The organism is Jeotgalicoccus huakuii (genome assembly GCF_036665975.1).
Lineage (GTDB): Bacteria > Bacillota > Bacilli > Staphylococcales > Salinicoccaceae > Jeotgalicoccus > Jeotgalicoccus marinus.
In genome coordinates, this window is the sequence record NZ_JAVIYN010000006.1 from 49322 (window position 1) to 68795 (window position 19474).

The 19474-nt window shown below is 37.2% G+C and carries 19 protein-coding genes; 16 read left to right on the top strand and 3 right to left on the bottom strand.

The features are described from left to right. The first annotated feature begins 4 nt into the window (after positions 1 to 4). The 14 genes from phnM to V6E76_RS04595 all read left to right on the top strand — a co-directional run bounded on the left by phnM (position 5) and on the right by V6E76_RS04595 (position 13525). Complete coding sequence (phnM, locus tag V6E76_RS04530) at positions 5 to 1180, top strand: phosphonate metabolism protein PhnM (protein ID WP_247349610.1); 1176 nt, start codon at positions 5 to 7, stop codon at positions 1178 to 1180. A 10-nt stretch (positions 1181 to 1190) separates the two neighbouring features. Next, entirely contained in the window at positions 1191 to 1889 is a 699-nt protein-coding gene (locus V6E76_RS04535) for an ATP-binding cassette domain-containing protein (RefSeq protein ID WP_247349613.1), read from the top strand. Beyond that, positions 1889 to 2704 carry a PHP domain-containing protein gene (locus V6E76_RS04540; protein ID WP_247349616.1) on the top strand — a complete coding sequence of 272 codons (816 nt, stop codon included), beginning with the start codon at positions 1889 to 1891 and terminating at the stop codon, positions 2702 to 2704. The genes V6E76_RS04535 and V6E76_RS04540 overlap by 1 nt, the downstream gene beginning before the upstream one ends. A 97-nt stretch (positions 2705 to 2801) precedes the next feature. Next, positions 2802 to 3869, top strand: a complete 1068-nt coding sequence (locus tag V6E76_RS04545) for a PhnD/SsuA/transferrin family substrate-binding protein (RefSeq protein WP_247349618.1) — start codon at positions 2802 to 2804, stop codon at positions 3867 to 3869. 219 nt (positions 3870 to 4088) lie between these two features. Then, the gene (phnC, locus tag V6E76_RS04550; protein WP_026866759.1) at positions 4089 to 4856 is read left to right on the top strand and encodes a phosphonate ABC transporter ATP-binding protein; all 768 of its coding nucleotides are present in this window, start codon (positions 4089 to 4091) and stop codon (positions 4854 to 4856) included. Positions 4857 to 4866: 10 nt separating this feature from the next. Beyond that, positions 4867 to 5679 (top strand): ABC transporter permease subunit, encoded by an 813-nt coding sequence (locus V6E76_RS04555; protein ID WP_247349628.1) that lies wholly within the window; start codon positions 4867 to 4869, stop codon positions 5677 to 5679. Then, entirely contained in the window at positions 5676 to 6500 is an 825-nt protein-coding gene (locus V6E76_RS04560; protein WP_499797714.1) for a PhnE/PtxC family ABC transporter permease, read from the top strand. The genes V6E76_RS04555 and V6E76_RS04560 overlap by 4 nt, the downstream gene beginning before the upstream one ends. A 135-nt stretch (positions 6501 to 6635) precedes the next feature. Further along, the gene (locus V6E76_RS04565; RefSeq protein ID WP_247349632.1) at positions 6636 to 6884 is read left to right on the top strand and encodes a type II toxin-antitoxin system Phd/YefM family antitoxin; all 249 of its coding nucleotides are present in this window, start codon (positions 6636 to 6638) and stop codon (positions 6882 to 6884) included. Then, positions 6884 to 7153 carry a Txe/YoeB family addiction module toxin gene (locus V6E76_RS04570; RefSeq protein WP_247349644.1) on the top strand — a complete coding sequence of 90 codons (270 nt, stop codon included), beginning with the start codon at positions 6884 to 6886 and terminating at the stop codon, positions 7151 to 7153. Before V6E76_RS04565 ends, V6E76_RS04570 begins: the two co-directional genes overlap by 1 nt. A gap of 428 nt (positions 7154 to 7581) precedes the next feature. Next, positions 7582 to 8400 (top strand): alpha/beta hydrolase, encoded by an 819-nt coding sequence (locus V6E76_RS04575; RefSeq protein ID WP_247349648.1) that lies wholly within the window; start codon positions 7582 to 7584, stop codon positions 8398 to 8400. Positions 8401 to 8420: 20 nt separating this feature from the next. Beyond that, on the top strand, positions 8421 to 9008 hold the full coding sequence (locus V6E76_RS04580) for a nitroreductase family protein (protein WP_247349651.1): 588 nt from the start codon (positions 8421 to 8423) through the stop codon (positions 9006 to 9008). 250 nt (positions 9009 to 9258) lie between these two features. Continuing rightward, positions 9259 to 10554: a polysaccharide deacetylase family protein gene (locus tag V6E76_RS04585; RefSeq protein WP_247349665.1), complete on the top strand. Its 1296-nt coding sequence runs from the start codon at positions 9259 to 9261 to the stop codon at positions 10552 to 10554. Further along, on the top strand, positions 10551 to 11852 hold the full coding sequence (locus tag V6E76_RS04590) for a putative glycoside hydrolase (protein ID WP_247349667.1): 1302 nt from the start codon (positions 10551 to 10553) through the stop codon (positions 11850 to 11852). The genes V6E76_RS04585 and V6E76_RS04590 overlap by 4 nt, the downstream gene beginning before the upstream one ends. A 266-nt stretch (positions 11853 to 12118) precedes the next feature. Then, complete coding sequence (locus tag V6E76_RS04595) at positions 12119 to 13525, top strand: cytosine permease (protein ID WP_247349685.1); 1407 nt, start codon at positions 12119 to 12121, stop codon at positions 13523 to 13525. A gap of 95 nt (positions 13526 to 13620) precedes the next feature. Here V6E76_RS04595 and V6E76_RS04600 read toward each other — a convergent pair whose 3' ends face one another. From V6E76_RS04600 to V6E76_RS04610, 3 genes are all read right to left on the bottom strand, one after another. Further along, positions 13621 to 14838 (bottom strand): dicarboxylate/amino acid:cation symporter, encoded by a 1218-nt coding sequence (locus V6E76_RS04600; protein WP_247349688.1) that lies wholly within the window; start codon positions 14836 to 14838, stop codon positions 13621 to 13623. Further along, positions 14816 to 15682, bottom strand: a complete 867-nt coding sequence (locus tag V6E76_RS04605) for a prephenate dehydratase domain-containing protein (protein ID WP_247349690.1) — start codon at positions 15680 to 15682, stop codon at positions 14816 to 14818. Before V6E76_RS04605 ends, V6E76_RS04600 begins: the two co-directional genes overlap by 23 nt. A gap of 302 nt (positions 15683 to 15984) precedes the next feature. Continuing rightward, the gene (locus V6E76_RS04610; RefSeq protein WP_247349692.1) at positions 15985 to 17700 is read right to left on the bottom strand and encodes an ABC transporter ATP-binding protein; all 1716 of its coding nucleotides are present in this window, start codon (positions 17698 to 17700) and stop codon (positions 15985 to 15987) included. A 180-nt stretch (positions 17701 to 17880) separates the two neighbouring features. On the opposite strand from V6E76_RS04610, the gene V6E76_RS04615 reads away from it, so the two are divergent. Both V6E76_RS04615 and V6E76_RS04620 read left to right on the top strand, forming a co-directional pair. Beyond that, on the top strand, positions 17881 to 18939 hold the full coding sequence (locus tag V6E76_RS04615; protein ID WP_247349694.1) for a D-alanine--D-alanine ligase family protein: 1059 nt from the start codon (positions 17881 to 17883) through the stop codon (positions 18937 to 18939). Positions 18940 to 18950: 11 nt separating this feature from the next. After that, entirely contained in the window at positions 18951 to 19457 is a 507-nt protein-coding gene (locus V6E76_RS04620) for a GNAT family N-acetyltransferase (protein WP_247349696.1), read from the top strand. Positions 19458 to 19474 lie beyond the last annotated feature (17 nt).

The window sequence follows — 19474 nt, forward strand, 5'->3', positions numbered from 1 at the left end:
ACACTTGATCATTACAAACGGTAGAGTCATTACAGAAAATGAAATTTTAGAAAATCATGCAGTCATTATTGAACAGGATAAAATCCAAAACATCATCCCAATGTCAGAGTTAGAGCTGACTTCAGATGAAGCAATCATCGATGCCGAAGGTGGTTATGTGAGCCCGGGCTTTATCGATATTCATTCAGATTATATTGAAGGAATTATTGCGCCGAGACCGACGACAGTCATGGACTTCAACATTGGTATCAAAGAGTCAGAACGTATTTTAAGTTCTCATGGGATTACGACGATGTTTCATTCACTATCAATTTATAAGGAAGATCTCTTTGGTCATAAGCCAGTGCGTCAGCCAGAGAATGTAAATAAGCTCATTCATGCCATTCATAGAACACATAAGGAAGAGCGTCTAATCAGACACCGTATGCACGCTCGTTTTGAACTTGATGCGGTCGAAATGAAAGATACAATCATGGACCACCTTGAAAATGAGCGTGTGCATTTGTTGAGCTTTATGGATCATACACCGGGTCAAGGTCAATACAGAGACATCGAGACTTATCGCCACACAATGAAGGGTTATCAAGATATATCCGATGAGGAAATCGACCGACAAATCGATGAAAAACGTCAGATGGACCGTCTTTCTATAGAGGATATGAAGGAGCTTGCAGCACTAGCAAAGTCCAAGAATGTTGCGGTTGCGTCTCATGATGACGACACGATTGAAAAGATTGATTTTAATGAGTGTCTAGATACGACAATCAGTGAATTCCCCATCAAGATGGAAGTAGCTAAGTATGCAAATAACAAGGGACTATACACACTTGCTGGTGCACCGAACATCATGCTAGGTGGATCGCATTCAGGAAACTTAAATGCTAAAGATGCTATCTTAGAAAACTGCATTTCAATTCTCTGTAGTGATTATTATCCTGCAGCCATGTTGCATTCAGTATTTAAGCTTCATAATGAAGCGGATTATTCACTTGTAGATGCTTTTAAATTAATTACTATAAATCCAGCAAAAGCAGTGAAGATGGATGATGAAATTGGTTCACTAGAAACTGGGAAAAAAGCAGATATTAATATTATTAGGTTACAAGACGACTATCCAACGATTACTGAGTGCATCGTCAACGGAAAAATTGTGAGCCAATACCATTACAGAATTGATTAGGAGGGAAGAAATGATCAGTATTAAAGACTTTAGTAAATCATTCACGATTCATCACTTAAATCAGACTAGAACGGCCATAAATGGAGTGTCGTTTGACGTTAAGAAAGGTGAATTTCTAGGTATTGTTGGTGAAAGTGGTAGCGGTAAATCAACAATCCTAAAGAGTATCTATGGAACTTACAAACCATCAACAGGAGAAGTTAGCTATGATTCAAAAGCGTTTGGCAAAGTCGATCTTCACGCTATCTCTGACCGTGATTTAATCAGCCTACGTACGAATGAAATTGGCTATGTGTCTCAGTTTTTAAAAGTCATGCCAAGAACAACCACACTAGAACTTGTTATTAACTCAATGCTAGAGATGGGTGTCGATAAGGAAACTGCAGAAACAGAGGCAAAAGAAGCACTTAGACACTTTGATATTCCTGAAGCCTTATGGCACAACTATCCAAATACGTTCTCTGGTGGAGAAAAGCTACGATTGAACATTGCTTGTGCCATCGTGAAAAAACCTAGGCTATTATTACTCGATGAGCCGACAGCATCACTGGATGAAAAATCAAAGTTAAAGGTGAGAGAGACTATTTCTAAGTTAATCGATGGTGGAACGACCTTAATTGGTATCTTCCATGATCTTGAATTCATGGACGGCTTATGTACAAAGGTGTATGACATGAATACGAAAACAATAGAGGAGAGTGCTGTATAGTGTCTAAATTAGATCTGCATGTGCATAGTAACTTTTCCGATGGTAAAGACAATGTAAATAAAGTGTTAGATCTTGCTAAAGCAGAGGGCGTGTCAATGTTAAGCTTCGTCGACCATGACACAAATATGACATATTATGAAGCGTTACCATATGCGAAAAGCTTAGGTATCGACTTAATTCCTGGCATAGAAATCTCTGCCTATGACTTTAAAAGAGATAGAAAAGTTCATATTTTAGGCTATAACTACGATTTAGATGCACCAAATATTAAAAAATTAACAGTTCCTTTACTTAACAGACGTCATCAACATTCACTTTGGCAGATTGAACAGATTGAACATTATGGTATTGATGTGGATATGGACAAGGTTACGGCAACAGTCGGTCCTGTTGGTGTCATTTATAAACAGCATATTATGCATGCGATTTGTGATGAACATTATACGAATGCACGCTACACAACGAAGTACCGTACCTTGTTTAAGAACAAGGGACCAGCTAGTGGAGACATTGAATATGTCGATGCTATAGAGGCTTTAAAAGCGATTAGGGCGGACAATGGTTATGCAGTCATTGCGCACCCAGGACAATTAAATAGTTATGATCTGATTGATGAGAACGCAGAATTAATCGATGGTGTTGAAAAATATCATCCAGATCATGATCAAATGGATTACGAAAAAGTAGATGCACTGGTTGAAAAATACGACTTTTTTATTACAGGTGGATCTGACTATCATGGTGACTTTGGAGCCACTGTAGACATTGGCTTAGACTATGAATTATTAAGTAAAACAGAGGCATTATTTAGATAATATAAACATCTGTTAAATAGCTGTAAATCACATTTACTTACCTAGCGAAATATCATTTAATAAATTATGTAATTAAATTCACTAAAGGAGTTTGAAAATGAAGAAGTTTCTCAATCTATTTCTCGGTTTAACTTTTGTATTAATTTTAGCAGCATGTGGTAGTGGCAACGAAGAAGAATCAACAGAAGAGGATACAGCAGATGCTAGTGAAAATAGTGATGAGCCAATCAACTTAGTTTGGTATCCAAACGAATCAGGTAACGAACTTGCTGATGCTCGTGACGAGATCGGAAGCATTATTGAGGAAGCAACAGGAAGAACTGTTGAACATGAACTTACAACTGACTATGCAATTGCAATTGAAAGTATTGTAAACGACAATGCTGACCTTGCATTTACTGGTGCAGAAGGATACATACAAGCGAAAGAACGTAACGACAATATTACTCCATTAGTTGTACCATCTGGTCCATCTGGGACTGAAGAAGATGCTTTATACTACAGCTGGTTTGCAACTAAGGTCGACAACATGGAACAGTTCGAAACTGGTGAAGGAGAATACTCAATCGATGAGTTCCCAGGTAAAAACTTCTCATTCGTATCAACTTCATCTACATCAGGATTTAGAGTACCTACTTCTACAATTCTAAATCATTTCTCAGAAACTGATGAGTATGCAGACTTAACTGAGGAAGATCTTGCAGAAAGCGGTCGTTTCTTTGACCAAGTAATGTTTGGTAATACTCACCAAGGTTCAGCAGTTAACTTAATTAACGACAGAGCTGAAATCGCAGCGTTTTGTGACACTTGTGTTGAAAACTATGTAGAACTTGCTGAAGGTGAAGAAAATACACCTGGTGCAATCTATGAAGTATCTGAGGGTGCTGCAGATCCATTCTCTAACTTAGCTGGAGAGCAGTTCGGAATCATCTCAGCTACACCGGTACTTAATGCACCATTTATTGCTAATGAAAGTACATTAGGTTCTGAAACAGTTGAAGAATTACGTGAAGTATTCGCATCTGACGAAGTAGCGAACAATGAAAACATCTTCGTTCCAGAAGATTCAGAAGAAGGCGGACTATTCGAAAAAACTGCTGATGAGCGTTTCGTAGTTGTTGAAGATGAGTGGTTCGACCCAATCAGAGAATTAAGTGCAGAGTAGTTAATTTAAGAAGATAATATTTATTGAAAGAGGGGATCCCCCCTCTTTTTACATAGGAGGACGTCATCCATGGCGGTGGATAATAAATTAAAAGAAGAACAAAAGACAAAAACAGATTTCAATAAGAAGACAACTGACGATGTGCTAATTTCATTTGACGAGGATCCAGAAGTAACAGGAGAGACAGTAGAGGTAGCGACTAAAGAAGAAGTCAAACAAATGCCTGTCATCATGTCTATCGAAAACTTAAATAAGGAATATTCTAAAGGTAAAACAGTTCTAAAGGATGTAAACTTTGATATCAAAAAAGGTGAATTGTTATCGATTATAGGGCCATCAGGAGCTGGTAAGTCTACACTTCTTCGATCTATCAACCGCATGATTGAACCGACTTCAGGAAAGATTGATTTTGATAATAAAAATATTACTAAAATCAAAGGTAAAGAACTGCGTAAGATGAGAACGAACATCGGTATGATATTCCAACACTATAATCTAGTGGATCGCCTGTCAGTTTTTGAAAATGTTTTACACGGTACATTGGGTTATAAAAACTCCATTCAAGGTATTTTTTCAATGTATACAGAGTCGGAAAAAGAAGAAGCGCTAGATATTATTACGGAGCTTGGTATTCAAGATCATATATATAAGCGCTGTGACGAATTATCAGGTGGACAAAAGCAAAGAGTGGGAATTGCTCGTGCGCTTGTACAAAAGCCGAAAATTATTCTTTGTGATGAGCCGATTGCTTCACTAGATCCGAGCTCTTCTAGAATCATTATGGAACACTTAAGAAAAATCTGTAATGAAAAAGGTATCACAGTAATCGTTAACCTTCACCAAGTGGATGTAGCTAAGAATTACTCTGACAGAATTATTGGCTTAAATAGTGGTGAAGTGGTCTTTAACGGTCATCCAAACGAAATAAATAAGGAAGTCATTCAGAAGATTTATGGAACAGATTTCGATGACTTAATTATGGAGTAGGTGATAATTGATGAGACAAACACAAACGATTAACGCTAAGGATATCAATATCATTCAGAAGAAAAATCTAATGCTTCTACTGATTGTTGTGATTATTGTCGGTTTAATAATGCTCGCAAGCTACATTACTGAATACAATCATGTTGACGGAATTTTATCGATTCCGGCTGCAATCTCTTGGATGGCGAGTAACTTGATGTTTTCACAATCGACTTTAGCGAACTTAGGTAGTGTAATCCGATTACTTTGGGAGACAGTGTTGATTTCAATTGTTGCGACAACGACAGCATCAGTATTTGCGATAGTATTTGCCTTGATGGGCTCAAGCTTAACTTACTTAAACAAACCACTGATGTACTTAGCAAAAATTATTGCATCGATTTCCCGTAACATCCCCGTTGTTGCCTGGGCCTTAATTTTAGTTATCAGTTTTGGTACCAACTCAATGACAGGTTTTCTCGCTCTATTCTTTGGATCATTTGGTTTCTTAGTGAGAGCATTTATTGAAACAATTGATGAAGGAAGCCGCGATTCAGTTGAAGCTTTAAATGCGACTGGCGCGACTTATTGGCATACAATTTTCAAGGCAGTGCTACCAGGAAGTATGCCACAGATGTTCAGTTGGATTCTCTTTATGATTGAAACAAACATTCGCAGTGCGACACTTGTTGGCCTCTTAACGGGTACAGGTATCGGTTACTTATTTGACCTTTACTATAAACAGTTAAACTACGAGATGGTGACATTGATAACACTGGCGATCGTCCTTGCAGTATTAATCATTGAAGCAATATCAAATATCATTAGAAGGGAGATTTTATGATGCAGTCAACAGTAGAATATAATTCTAATGGCTCTATAAAAGTCTCCAAGCCAAACCGTGGACAGACTATTTTAAAATGGCTCATAATCGGGTCTGCTATATTCACAGTAGTCGGATTCTTTTTAATGGACTATACAGGGCTTGACTTAACACAAGCAATACCAATGACCATAGATAACTTAGGTCAAATGTTCCTAAGTCCAAGTTTAAACAATACAACTTGGTCAAATGCACTATGGCAAGTTGCTGTTACCTTATCACTTGGCTTTTTAGCAACGATACTCGGTGCAATCATTTCACTGTTCTTAGCCTTTGGAACGGCGGTTAACCTGTCAAAGCCTTGGTTGAGTAATACTATAAAAGCTTTCATTACAGTTGTTCGTGCTGTACCGACAGTATTATGGGTGCTTATCTTTGCGATTGCAGCAGGACTTGGAGCAGTTGCAGCGGTAATCGGAATGATCTTCCACTCAGTTGCTTATTTAGTAAAAGCGTATAGTGAAGCATTTGAAGAAGTGGATGAAGGTAAAATCGAAGCGCTTAGAGCATCTGGCGCTAGCTATGGACACATCCTATTTCAGGTGATTGTTCCACAGACGAAAAGTTACTTGATTTCATGGACCTTCCTACGATTTGAAATTAACTTCGGTGTTGCAGTTGCCATGGGTGCTGCAGCAGGTGCTGGTGGAATTGGATACGAGCTCTTCATGTCAAGCTCATTCTACTATGATATGCAAGAAGTTGGTGCCATTACATTAATTATCTTAGTCGTAGCGATTATCTTAGAATTAATAGCGAATCGATTAAAAGTATCAGCGTAAAAGTATACTCCCTTTAAGTTGGATTAAACTGGCTTAAGGGGTTTTTATATATGTTACTGGCGATTTTTTTAAGAAATAGAATAATTGTAGTATTGTACAACTTATTGTACAATTTAATTGTGAGGAGTGAATGATATGACAGTTAAATCTTATTCTTACGTACGTGAAAATTTTAAAGACATGATAAACAAAGTGAACGATGATAGTGATGCGATTATCATTACAACTAAAGACCGTAATGCGGTCATGATGTCAGAGGAAAGTTATAACGAAATCATGGAAACTCTTTATTTACAACAAAGTCCTGCTAATGCAAAACGTTTATCGGAATCTATTGAAAACCTAGAGCGTGGGAATGTTAGAAATAAGGATATTTCGATTTAATGACAAAACTCAATATTACATTTTCACCTCAAGCTTTTGAGGATTATGAATATTTTCAAGTCAAAGATCGACGGCTGGTTAAAAGAATTAACCAATTATTAAAAAGCATTTCTAGAGATGGTGTTTTAGAAGGAATAGGGAAGCCTGAAAAATTAGTTGGTAATTATTCTGGTTATTACAGTCGACGTATTAATCAGGAACATCGATTAGTGTATACTGTTAATGACTATGCGATATTAGTTGCGTCTTGTAGATATCATTATAAATAATGATAAAAAAGACAATATTGAGGATTAACCCTCGATATTGTCTTTTTTTGTGAATTATAAAAATATCAACACATGTATGAGGGTAGGGATAACAAAGCTACCAATGAATATCATATAGAAAAGATCTGGACGTTCGTTTTTTGTTGCGAACTTGTATGCGAGAGATCTAAATACTACAGATACAATAAACACTAATATAATAAATGCGAAAAATCCTGTTGTATAGTAGATGAAATTGAAATAGATCAAAGCGACAAACATGATGAGGTAAAGCGATAGACCACTTATAAACGACAGTATGTATTTTGTTAGAGTAGACATATAGTACCTTTCAAATTGTATTTATTTCTATGATAGCTAAACGTGTTTCTTTATGCAATTTAAGCGAAATAAGGTTATAATTTCATGTAAGAGATTGGAGTGATTATATGTCATTTGTAAAATACATTGAATCTAAGGATGGTACGCTCCTATACACAAAAGTTCAAACTCAGGAGCAACCGGAAAATGCTAAAGCAACAATCGTTATTGTTCACGGCTTAGCTGAACACTTAGGACGTTATGACGATTTTGCAGGGACTCTAATTCGAAATGGTTTTAACGTTATTCGTTACGATCAAAGGGGTCATGGTCATTCTTCAGGGGAGGAAACGTTTTACTCTGAAGTTGATGAGATTACTGATGATCTAGGTGCCATTATTCTTTACGCGAGAAAACAATTTGATAATCAAAAGTTGTTTATTATCGGGCACAGCATGGGTGGTTACACTGCAGCATTGTACGGAACGAAGTATCCAAATAAGATTGATGGCTACATCACTTCTGGTGCTTTAACACGCTTTAACAACGATATTTTTGAAGACATACCTGTTGGTCTAGATACCAATGATTATGTAAAGAATGAACTTGGTGACGGTATTTGTTCAACAGAAATTGTCCGTAAACACTATGTAGAGGATGCGTTGAACAAGAAGCGAATTTCTGTTGGTTTAATTCGTACAATCCAAAAAGGTGTTGAATATCTTAAGCTAGAGGCTCGCGATTTCAAGGACCCTATTTTAATCTTACACGGTGAAAATGACGGGATTGTTTCTGTTAAAGACTCAGAGCAACTACATGATGAGATCTCAAGTTCTGATAAAGAGCTGATGATTTACCCTGAACTAGAACATGAGATATTTAATGAATTCATTAAGAAAAATGAAATATTTGATACGATCATTTCATGGATAGACGCGCGGTTATAACTGAAAAAGGAGTTTTAATAATGGACGTAAGTGAAGCAATTCAATCCAGGCGAAGCATAAAAATATTTAAGGATATAGAACCAATATCTAAAAATGATGTTGAACAGCTACTTCAAGCAGCAATAATGGCGCCTAATCATCATCATACTGAGCCATGGAAGTTTTTTGTACTCCAAGGTGATGGCCGCCTACCATTATCAAGAGTCATGGGTGAATGGGCGAAGACGCGTGTCGATGATCCGAGCAGTGAAAGTGGACAAAAACGCATTAATAAGATGATGAACAAACCCTTGATTGCACCAACAATCATCCTCGTGGCTCTTAGCCATGATGAATCGGGGAAAGGTATTTATTCAGAAGATCATTCTGCCGTCGCTGCAGCGATACAAAATATTTTGTTAGAAGCACATGGAATGGGTCATGGGGCCATTTGGAAGAGTGGACCAGCTTATGAGTGTGAGCCAGTAAAATCATATTTCAACCTCGGCGACCATGAAGAGATATTAGGTGCAATATTTATAGGTGAAGCTGATATGAAAAAAGAGCCTGTTGCAAAACGTCAACCATTCACTGAAAAAACAGTGTGGATAACAGAGGACGATCAGTAGATGAAAAAATTAGCAATTGTATTTTTTTTAATCGCAACCTTGCTGATGTTTAGCGTTGGCACGGTCATACCAATTGAATATAACTTCATTGTGTATCTTTTTGTACTGATCTTTTTTGTCGGCGGTGTCTATTGTAGTGTCAGTATAAATTCTGACTCAGAATGATAAAGAAATATGTATTGAAATGCATAGAATAGGGTAATCTCTTATTATAAGGGATTACTTTTTTTATTTTATATGAGGTGATTTAATGCAAAAATACATATTTAGCGTTTTACTATCACTAATATTGATACTAACAGCTTGTTCAAGCCCAGAAGATAAATATGAAGCAAGTAAACAGTCTTTCAATGAGGATGTTTCTGTTCAACTTGTTGAGATTTTGAACCAGCTGAGTCAATATGAAAGTGACACAACTGAATTAACAGCTGAGGCTTTAACCGACGAATCCTTAGAGGCTTTTAAAAATGAAGAATCTAATCTATTTGAAAATTTAAATCAGAGGCAAGAAGCGGTCGATAATCTTACTGAAATTGCTGATGAATTAACAGGTATAAATGAGGACCTGGAAAGCATAAATGTTGAAGAAGATTCAGCGATTGATGAAGCAGAGCTGAATCAAACAAAAGATGCAGTTTCAGCCCTAACAAATGAGGTTCAAGGGTTTCAAGAAGCTTACAACAGTTTATTAGATGAAGAAAGATCGTATTATGATGCGCTTATTCAAGATGATGCAGACTATACGACGATGACTGAAGGGATGTCATCCATTAACAGTACGTATGAGGATGTAAAATCACAATATGAGTCTGTTAATACACAAATTTCCGCTGTGAATGGCAATAATGAAAGTAACAATAGCACAGAACAGGCTGAAGATTCAGAGGAAGAAGTAGAACCACTTTACCAAGTAAACCCAGATACATCAGAGATTACCCCAATTGAGGAGGCGACAGATGCCAGTGTAGCATTGATTACGATTGATGACGCACCAGATCAACATGCTGTAGAAATGGCACATACATTAAAAGAACTAGATGCACCGGCTATATTCTTTGTAAACGGAATGTATTTAGAATCTGAAGAAGGTAAGGCAGCTCTAAAAGAGATTTATGATTTAGGATTTGCCATTGGGAATCATACTTATAACCACCCGAATTTAGGTGAAATGTCTCCAGAGAATACTGAGTTAGAGATTGTGGACACAAATGACTTAGTTGAAGCGGTAATTGGTGAGCGTCCAAAATTCTTCAGAGCACCATTTGGAGTAAACAATGACACTTCAATAAAGGTTGCTAAGGATGAAGGGATGACGGCAATGAACTGGACCTATGGATATGACTGGGAACCTGAATATCAAGAACCTTCTGCATTAGCGGAGATTATGACAAACACAGAAGTGCTTAACGATGGTGCCAATTTACTTATGCATGACAGACAGTGGACTAAAGAAGCACTGCCTGACATCGTTACGGGTCTAAGAGATAAAGGCTATACTTTAGTTGATCCGAAAACAATTCAAGTTGAAGGTGGGGTGGATCAATGAGTACTCGGAATTTCTTAATTTTAGTTGGTAGTATACTCGTCGTCTTATTTATACTTTTAGGAATAGCGATTAATGCTGAAAATGCTTCTGAAGAAGATGTTGCAACGAATGAGGAAAATACAGAAGAAAGCAATGATCAAGAGGAAGAAGCAGCTTCTGAAAATGAAGAAACTGAGCAAACGGACAGTGAATCACCAACTGTGAATATAAATGAGGGGCCTTTATACTCACTAAAAGAGGGAAGTACTTCTGCTTTCGGTTTTGAATCGGGCGTTGATATTCCATACCCAGAAGACGGGGTTAAAGGCGTCTATGTTACTGCATATTCTGCAGGTGGAGATCGTATGCAATCACTTATTGATCTTATTAACAATACAGAACTCAATTCTATGGTACTTGATGTAAAAGAGGATATTGGAGACATCATGATGGAATTAGACACTGAGGATGAAGAAAGCAAACGCTATATGCAGAACTATGTAGATGGCGAAAACTTGATGCAACAAATGGAAGAGAATGATATATATCCTATTGGTCGAATTGTTGTATTTAAGGATTCACGCCTCGCTCAAGATAGACCGGACTTATCATTTGTAAATTCCGATGGCTCAGTTTGGCAAAATGGAAGTGGAGAAAGCTTTGTAAATCCATTCTTAAAAGAAGTATGGGATTATAATGTTGATATTGCCATTGAAGCTGCTAAGCTAGGCTTTAAAGAGATACAATTTGACTATGTGAGATTCCCAGAAGCATTTGAAACGATGTCATCAGAACTGCAGTATAGTTTTGGTGATTATGCGGATTCAGAAGAGGATGAAGTCCAGCAACGTGTTAGCGCTGTAACAGACTTTGTTGCCTATGCAAAAGAACGCTTAGAACCCTATGGAGTTGAAGTATCAGTAGATGTGTTTGGTTATGCTGCAACACAGAGGGAAGCACCTGGTATCGGTCAGAACTTCTCGCAAATATCTAATAATGTTGATGTGATTTCTTCAATGATTTACCCTTCTCACTGGGGTGCAGGTGCATTTGGCTATGATACACCTGATACAGAACCATATGGCGTCATTGATGACTATATGAAGGTTGAAAATGAGGTCTTAGGTGCCTTAGATGACCCACCAAGAACAAGACCTTGGATTCAAGACTTTACAGCATCTTATTTAGGACCTGGAAATTATCTTGAATATGGAGCAGCAGAAGTCGAAGCGCAGATTCAAGCTTTAAACGATAATGGAGTGGAGGAATACTTAATTTGGAATTCCTCAAACGACTATTCAACAGACACGAATTATTAAGAAAGTGATAAGACGTGAGAGCCTTTTATATAAGGGTCTTACGTTTTTTTAATGTCAAAAACGACTCTATTTATTAACTTTTCACAAAGAAATGAAATATTATTTCTATAAAATTTATAGATTATTTCATAGTGAATTTGAATGAAATTTCACAAATAAGTTACTTATTTCACATCTGAAGTTGATTTATTGGCGTTTTTAAGGTATGTTATATAAGTTGCTGAAAAGTGATAAACTAAAATTTCAGATGAATGGAGATGGTAAGTATGGGGTCTGTGAATACAACAGATCAGAATGTACAAACAGAAGAAAGCGATCACTCCTTATCAAAGGTACCTTTCAATGAAAGAAAAATGGGCTGGCTGAGTATTACCAATATTACATTTGGTATCGCAACAGCAATCTTCTATTTTCAAATAGGTAGTGTTATGGCACTACAGTTCGGCGCAATCAACGCGATGATTTCTGCCCTATATGCAATTATTGTTGCAGGTGTTATGGGTTCAGTTATCGCATACTTATCCGCACGTTCTGGTATGAACGTCAACTTAATGTCACGTGGTGGAGGATTTGGATACATAGGTGCTTCACTGACATCTTTAATTTACGCTTCTAACTTTATTATGTACTGTGCCTTAGAAGGCATGATTCTTGTTTACGCAGTACATGAATTCTTTCCTGTAATCCCTGTTTGGATTCTCATCGTATTTTTTGGATTACTCGTTATACCTCTAAACTGGTTTGGTATCAAACAACTGGATAAACTCCAAAAGTGGTCTTTACCTATATTCTTTATATTTTTAATTACAGCCATTGTTGTGTCATTCATTACACCATCACAATATGACGGTGCATTCTGGACATATATGCCTGAAGGCGTTCAAATTGGCGGAACAGCACTCTTATTATGTATTGGTATGCAGCATGGTATTATTGGTTTAACCGCATTAATTGCCTCAGACTATGCAAGATTCTTAAAAACGGGGCACATTAAAGGTGGCTCAATTGCAATTGGTTTTATCCCACAAATATTCTGTTACGGCGTAATGGGTGGACTCGGTATTTGGTTTGGTGTGCGTTTAAGTGAACCAAACCCAGGTGTTTATATCGTTCACTTACTCGGTATCGGTGGTGCTTTATTTACAATGCTGACTCAGGTGCGTATTAATGTGACGAACATTTATAGTAGTTCACTTTCACTATCTAACTTCTTTGAAAACGTTGTTAAATTTACTCCAGGTAGAAGATTTTGGGTAGTTGTAGCAGGTCTGACTGCTATGTTCCTTATGCTTGCGGGTATAGTAGACCACTTAGATACAGCTCTAACATTCCAAGGTGTATTCTTAATGGCATGGGCTGCAATTCTTGTAACGGACTTTGTTGCTGTTAAATGGCTGATGAAGATCGGGCCGAATTACTATGAAGAACGTCAGGAATACTTGTTTAAATGGAACCCTGTTGGTGTAGGTGCACTTTTGATTTCTAGTTTATTAGGAACAATCGCAGCACTTGGCTATATGGGTGAATTCTTACAAAGTACAGCAGCATTTTTCGCAGCTGCACTCGCAGCGATACTAACAATTGTTATTGCCTATGTGACTAAAGGTAAGTACTACCTAAAAAGCGAAGTTCATGATATCGATGAAAGAGATATCATCGTAAAACCTAAGTAAATCTTTAAAAAAATCGACGTAAAGACCTTGAAGTTAAGGTTTTACGTCGATTTTTGTTTTTCATCATTTATCGCGAAGTCGTTTTAGATTCGAGTTCACGCTTTTTTCATAACTCTACGTTTTTCAGACTCCCCAATAAGAACAGCTGCGGCAGAGTCTCCTGTAATATTCATAGTGGTATAAGCCATATCTAATATTCTATAGATTGCAGCGATTGGCCCCATCAATTCTATAGGCAGACCAAGTAGAGATAGGAAGGATGCGCCTAGTACGATACCACCACCTGGAATACCTGGAGCAGCCATATTAATTAAAGTCGCGATGAAAATTAGGTAAATAATTTGACCGACGCCTAAAGAGATATCGTAAAAGTCAGAAACGAATACAGCGAGTAAACTAAAGGATATGGCACCGCCCGCCATATTAATCGTCGTACCGAGTGGTACAACAAAGTTTGTAATCGAATCACTCACCTTAAAATCATTTGAGGTCACTCGAATTGTCGTTGGCAGGGTCACTGCTGAACTTGTTGTTGCTAAAGAAACTAACCATACTTTGTAAATACCTTTAAGAAAGGCAATTGGAGTGAGTCCTGTATATAACCAAACTGGAATCAACATAACAATAATGAATGCAATGATACATGCAATATAAGCAGTCACTATATATAATCCTAGAGCTGAGAATATTCCAGGACCGTATTCTGCAACAGCATAGGCCATCAGAGAAATAACTCCAATGGGTGTCAGTTCCATAATATAGTTTAAGACTTTAAATATTACTTTCGATAAACTATTGATGAAGTTTTTAACAGGTTCTGCTTCTTTACCAACAGCGACAATGGCAACTGAAAAAATAACTGTAAATAGAATTGTTGCTAGAATGTCACCTTCACTTAGTGCCATAAATAAATTATCAGGAATGATATTCATGAAGAAATCCTCAGCACTAGGTGAAGTCACCTCACCGTCATAACCCGTCGCTTCGATATCGATTCTTTGACCTGGTCGAACAAGGTATGAAATCACAAGACCGATACCGGCTGTGAAGACAAACATACAGACAAAGACTATGATGCTTTTAAAGCCAATTCTTCCTAAGTCTTTGCCACTTCCTATATTAATAATCCCTGTTGAAACAGCAACAAAAATAATCGGGATGATCATGACTTTAATAATATTTAAGTAAATATCACCAATAAATTTAATATCTAATGAAAACTGTGGTAAAAATAAGCCGAGTAAGATCCCGATAACGAAGCCAATGGCGATTCTTGTAAATAGGTGCTTACTACTCGTTAGTATCTTCTTCATTTTGAATCACTCCTTTATATTCTGGAATCTCACCTTTATTATAGGATCCCAATATATTTACATATGATGTTTTAAGTTTTAAAGCTTCTAATGCTCTATCGAAATTTTCTCGATTCAAACCATTTTCTATATCTATAAAAAACCCATAGGAGAAAGGTTTGTTTTGAATAGGTCGACTCATCAAGTAGACCAGATTGATATCGTGTGCTGTGAAAATTTCTAGAATATGACTCAGAGAACCTGTACTGTGGTCAGATTCTACATAGAGCGATGTTTTACCATGTAATACTTTTTTAGGTAGGGCTTTAGTAAAGATTAAAAACCGGGTTGTATTTAATGGATTATCACTGATATTTTCACGGATGACATTCATATTATAGAGTTCTGCCGCATGCCGACCTGCGATGCTGGCAATAGTCTCCTTCTCTGATTCTTTTACCATATGTACAGCACCTGCTGTGTCACTAAATTCCTTAACCTCTATTTTTGGATATTGACTTAAGTAGGTATAACATTGTTCTAAAGCCTCTGGATGAGAATATACCTCTGTCACTTCATCGAGAGTAATCGGATTTTTAGATATTAAGGCATGGTCAATTTTAATATAAATTTCCTCGACAGCTTTTACATCTAAATATTTCATTAAATCAATGGTGCGGGTAATGGGACCACTTGTTGAATTTTCAACAGGCAAGGCGATGTAGTCGACCTCGTCGTTTAACAAAGCTTCAACGAGTACTTTAAAAGTCATATATCCGACTGCCTCATACTCCGCATCATCGGCAAATTTCTTACAAGCTAAAGTACTATAACTTCCGGGCACACCTTGATAACCAATCTTCATGAGAAACACTCCTTAATAATAATAAAAAACCGGCTGAATTCATCTAGAATCCAACCGGTTGAAATTGCAACTTCATATATGACCAACCGATTAGATTTACTAATGGCTGGTTTTTAACACGACATTAAATCAGCCATTACAGATTAGGTATGCCTATATCCGTAATGGGGTGGATACAGGCCTATCTAAAACGGCTGAAAAAGTAAGTATTTGATTGACTGATATTTACTTGATTTAACATAAAATCACTCATCTCAATTTATATGTTCATTATTCTAACAATTTAAAAAATTATTGTCAATTTAAATTGTACTAAATTGTGCCTGGTGCAGCGATTTATATATTCCGCCTTCTAAATTTAATAACTCTTCATGAGTACCAGTCTCAGAAATACCATCTTGGGTCACGACCATGATCCGGTCAGCATTTTTAATTGTTGCGAGTCTATGGGCAATGACTAAGGTCGTTCGGCCGACAGCTAGACGGTTCAATGCTTCTTGGATATATAACTCAGTTGCAGTATCTAAGGCACTTGTGGCCTCATCTAAGATGAGAATAGGTGGGTTCTTTAAGAACATGCGCGCAATGGCAATTCTTTGCTTTTGTCCGCCAGACAGTTTCACACCACGTTCACCAACAACCGTATCCAAACCTTGAGGATAAGAATCAATGAGTTCTTTTAACTGTGCCTTTGCTAGGGCATCATAGATTTCACCGTCAGTCGCGTTTTCCTTACCGTAAGCCACATTTTCTCTAAGAGTACCCGAGAATAAGAACACATCTTGTTGCACTGTCCCAATATTTTCCCTTAAAGAAGACAGGGTTAGATCTCTAATATCGTGACCATCGATAGTAATCTTTCCTGCAGACACATCGTAGAAGCGGGGTAAGAGTGAACTTAAAGTTGTCTTACCCGCACCAGATGGTCCGACAAAAGCGATGGTTTCACCTGCTTTTATATCAAAGGAAATATCTGTTAAGACATTTTTCTCTTCGTATTTAAAACTGACATTTTCATATGAAATATTTCCTTTAACATCTGTCAGTGTTATAGCATCTTCTTTTTCAGTAACATCACTTTTCTCATTCATAGTATCTAAGAAATGCTTAAAACCTGCGATACCGTTCGGGTAAAGCTCGATAACTGCATTAATTTTTTCAAGTGGTTTAAAGAGCACATTGGATATTAAGATAAATGCTGCGAAATCACCGTAAGATAATTCCCCAATTGTTACATAATAAGCACCAGCAATTAAGATGAACACATTAACGAGACGCATTAACATATATGTGCTTGAGTTATTAAAGGACATAATTTTATATGCCTTAAGTTTAGTCTCTCTAAATCGGTCATTAATTTTTTTGAATTCTTTTAACGCTTCATCTTCTTTAGCGAAGGCTTGAACAAGTCGAATACCACCGATTTTATCGCCAATCATATGGTTGAAATCTGAGACACGTCCAAATAATTCTCTAAATGCGACTGTCATCTTCTTGTTGAAGTAAATGGCTATAACAAGTATGAGCGGCACAATGATAAATGAAATTATAGCAAGCTCTGGGTGAATGTAATACATAATACCAAAAGCACCGAGTAGCGTCATTACGGCAATAAATAAGTCCTCAGGCCCATGGTGAGCCATCTCACCAATATTCATGAGGTCATTAGTGAGGCGGGTTAATAATTTTCCTGTCTTAGTGTTGTCAAAAAAGCGAAACGATAGGCGTTGTATATGTGCGTATAGGTCATTACGAATATCTCTTTCGATATTTGTCCCGAGCATATGACCCCAATATGTAACAATAAATTGCATAAATGTATTAAATAAATACACCACTACAAGTCCAGCTGCAGCGAGTAGGATCCATTGCCAATTACCGGTCGGTAGGAGTTCGTCAATAAAGGTGCTAACGATAAGTGGAAATAGTAGCTCCAGAAGGCCGACAATAACGGCGGAGAGAAAATCTACAGTGAACAAGACTTTGTAAGGTGCATAGTATGAAAAGAATTTCTTCATCCTGTTCCCATCCTTATAAAATAGTTAAAGCAACTTGATTATACCACTAAAAATTTTCTGTAATAGAGTAAATATACAAGGTATTGGCTTATGATTAACTTATGGAGATTCTTAGTGTAAAATTAAGTATCGTAGTATAAAAAATTTATTTAAAAGTCTTAAGAGATTTGAGGAATTAGCATGTCAAAAATTAATTTAGGAATTATTTACGGTGGTAAGTCGACAGAACACGAAGTATCAGTGCGTTCAGCTAAGAGTGTGTTAGATGCGCTAGATAAAAATAAATACAACATCAGTTTAATCTACATAAGTAAAGATGGACAATGGCGCTTGTTAAATGATAATCAGGAAATTAAAATGGTCAGTGACAAAGAGGCAGAAGAAGTGTTTGTGTCACCTGCAACTGGCTTGAGAACAGCGAGTGAATTAATCGACTTTGATTCAGTTTTACCGATTTTACACGGTACAGCTGGTGAAGACGGAAGCATCCAAGGGCTATTAGAGTTGGCTGGTGTTCCATATGCAGGTTGTGGTATTAGAAGTTCGGCGGTATGCATGGACAAAGATATGACAAAGCGTCTTTTAAATCTTGCAAATATCCAGACGGCTAAAGGAATAACGGTAAACTATTTCGATAAGGACCAAATCAGTTTCGAGTCTACTTATGAAACACTTGGATTACCGATGTTTATCAAGCCTGTGAATCAGGGCTCTTCAGTTGGTGTTTCTAAGGTCACGAGTAAAGAAGAATTTACAACTGCCTTGGATTTAGCATTCTTGTTCGATACTAAAGTGATGATCGAACAAGGCATTGATGGTAGAGAAATTGAAGTGTCAGTTCTTGGTGCGGAAGACTTATTCGTCTCAGTACCTGGTGAAATCGTGTCACAGACTGAATTTTATTCTTACGAATCAAAATACTTAGATGATGACGGTGCAGTGCTGAATATTCCGAGTGAACTCACTGAAGACGAGACAAAACAAATTCAAGAAATCGCTAAAGAGACTTTTAGAGCGCTCGACTGTGAAGGTATGGCAAGAGTGGATGTCTTCCTAACTAACGATGGTGAAATTATTGTCAACGAAGTGAATACCTTACCGGGATTTACGAGTATTTCTATGTATCCTAAATTGTTAGAAGTCTCAGGTATTCCATATAGCAACTTACTTGATGAATTAGTCCGCTTATCGATTGATAGAAGCCAAAGAAATAAAGCCTTAAAAACAGATTTTTCATAGGAGGACACACCGTGGAAATACGTTTAGCCAAAGTAGAGGATGCCCTGGCCATTGCGAAAGTTCAAGTTGAAAGTTGGTATTCTACCTATAAAGGTATTGTGCCGGATTCATACCTTAACAGTCTAGATGTAAAGAAAAGAGAAAAGGTTTGGCAGTCGGCAGCAGATACTCAGCCAATGTTTGTAGCGGAGTTAGACGGTGAAGTTGTCGGTTTTGTAATCGCTGGAGAGAACCGTGATAAGGATAGCTATCCTGAATACGACGGAGAGCTTTACGCGATATATTCCTATCAACATGTCCAAGGACAAGGTATTGGGCGTGAACTTTTTGAAGCCGCTGTTCGAAATTTATCTGAACGTGGATATAAAAAGATGACAGTTGCAGTTTTGACTGAAAATCCTACTGTTGGTTTTTATAAACATATGGGTGGAGAAATACTCGGTGAAGAAATCATTACTATAGATGGAGTAGACATTAACGAATCTATCTATGGCTATAGTGATATAAGTAAATTGTAAAATTTTGGGGGTTTTAT

What these genes read in the sequence shown, in the direction of transcription:
- V6E76_RS04535 (WP_247349613.1), top strand. Translation starts at nt 1,191, where the DNA reads ATGATCAGTATTAAAGACTTTAGTAAATCATTCACGATTCATCACTTA.
- V6E76_RS04545 (WP_247349618.1), top strand. Translation starts at nt 2,802, where the DNA reads ATGAAGAAGTTTCTCAATCTATTTCTCGGTTTAACTTTTGTATTAATT.
- phnC (WP_026866759.1), top strand. Translation starts at nt 4,089, where the DNA reads ATGCCTGTCATCATGTCTATCGAAAACTTAAATAAGGAATATTCTAAA.
- V6E76_RS04555 (WP_247349628.1), top strand. Translation starts at nt 4,867, where the DNA reads ATGAGACAAACACAAACGATTAACGCTAAGGATATCAATATCATTCAG.
- V6E76_RS04560 (WP_499797714.1), top strand. Translation starts at nt 5,676, where the DNA reads ATGATGCAGTCAACAGTAGAATATAATTCTAATGGCTCTATAAAAGTC.
- V6E76_RS04565 (WP_247349632.1), top strand. Translation starts at nt 6,636, where the DNA reads ATGACAGTTAAATCTTATTCTTACGTACGTGAAAATTTTAAAGACATG.
- V6E76_RS04570 (WP_247349644.1), top strand. Translation starts at nt 6,884, where the DNA reads ATGACAAAACTCAATATTACATTTTCACCTCAAGCTTTTGAGGATTAT.
- V6E76_RS04575 (WP_247349648.1), top strand. Translation starts at nt 7,582, where the DNA reads ATGTCATTTGTAAAATACATTGAATCTAAGGATGGTACGCTCCTATAC.
- V6E76_RS04580 (WP_247349651.1), top strand. Translation starts at nt 8,421, where the DNA reads ATGGACGTAAGTGAAGCAATTCAATCCAGGCGAAGCATAAAAATATTT.
- V6E76_RS04585 (WP_247349665.1), top strand. Translation starts at nt 9,259, where the DNA reads ATGCAAAAATACATATTTAGCGTTTTACTATCACTAATATTGATACTA.
- V6E76_RS04590 (WP_247349667.1), top strand. Translation starts at nt 10,551, where the DNA reads ATGAGTACTCGGAATTTCTTAATTTTAGTTGGTAGTATACTCGTCGTC.
- V6E76_RS04595 (WP_247349685.1), top strand. Translation starts at nt 12,119, where the DNA reads ATGGGGTCTGTGAATACAACAGATCAGAATGTACAAACAGAAGAAAGC.
- V6E76_RS04600 (WP_247349688.1), bottom strand. Translation starts at nt 14,838, where the DNA reads ATGAAGAAGATACTAACGAGTAGTAAGCACCTATTTACAAGAATCGCC.
- V6E76_RS04605 (WP_247349690.1), bottom strand. Translation starts at nt 15,682, where the DNA reads ATGAAGATTGGTTATCAAGGTGTGCCCGGAAGTTATAGTACTTTAGCT.
- V6E76_RS04610 (WP_247349692.1), bottom strand. Translation starts at nt 17,700, where the DNA reads ATGAAGAAATTCTTTTCATACTATGCACCTTACAAAGTCTTGTTCACT.
- V6E76_RS04615 (WP_247349694.1), top strand. Translation starts at nt 17,881, where the DNA reads ATGTCAAAAATTAATTTAGGAATTATTTACGGTGGTAAGTCGACAGAA.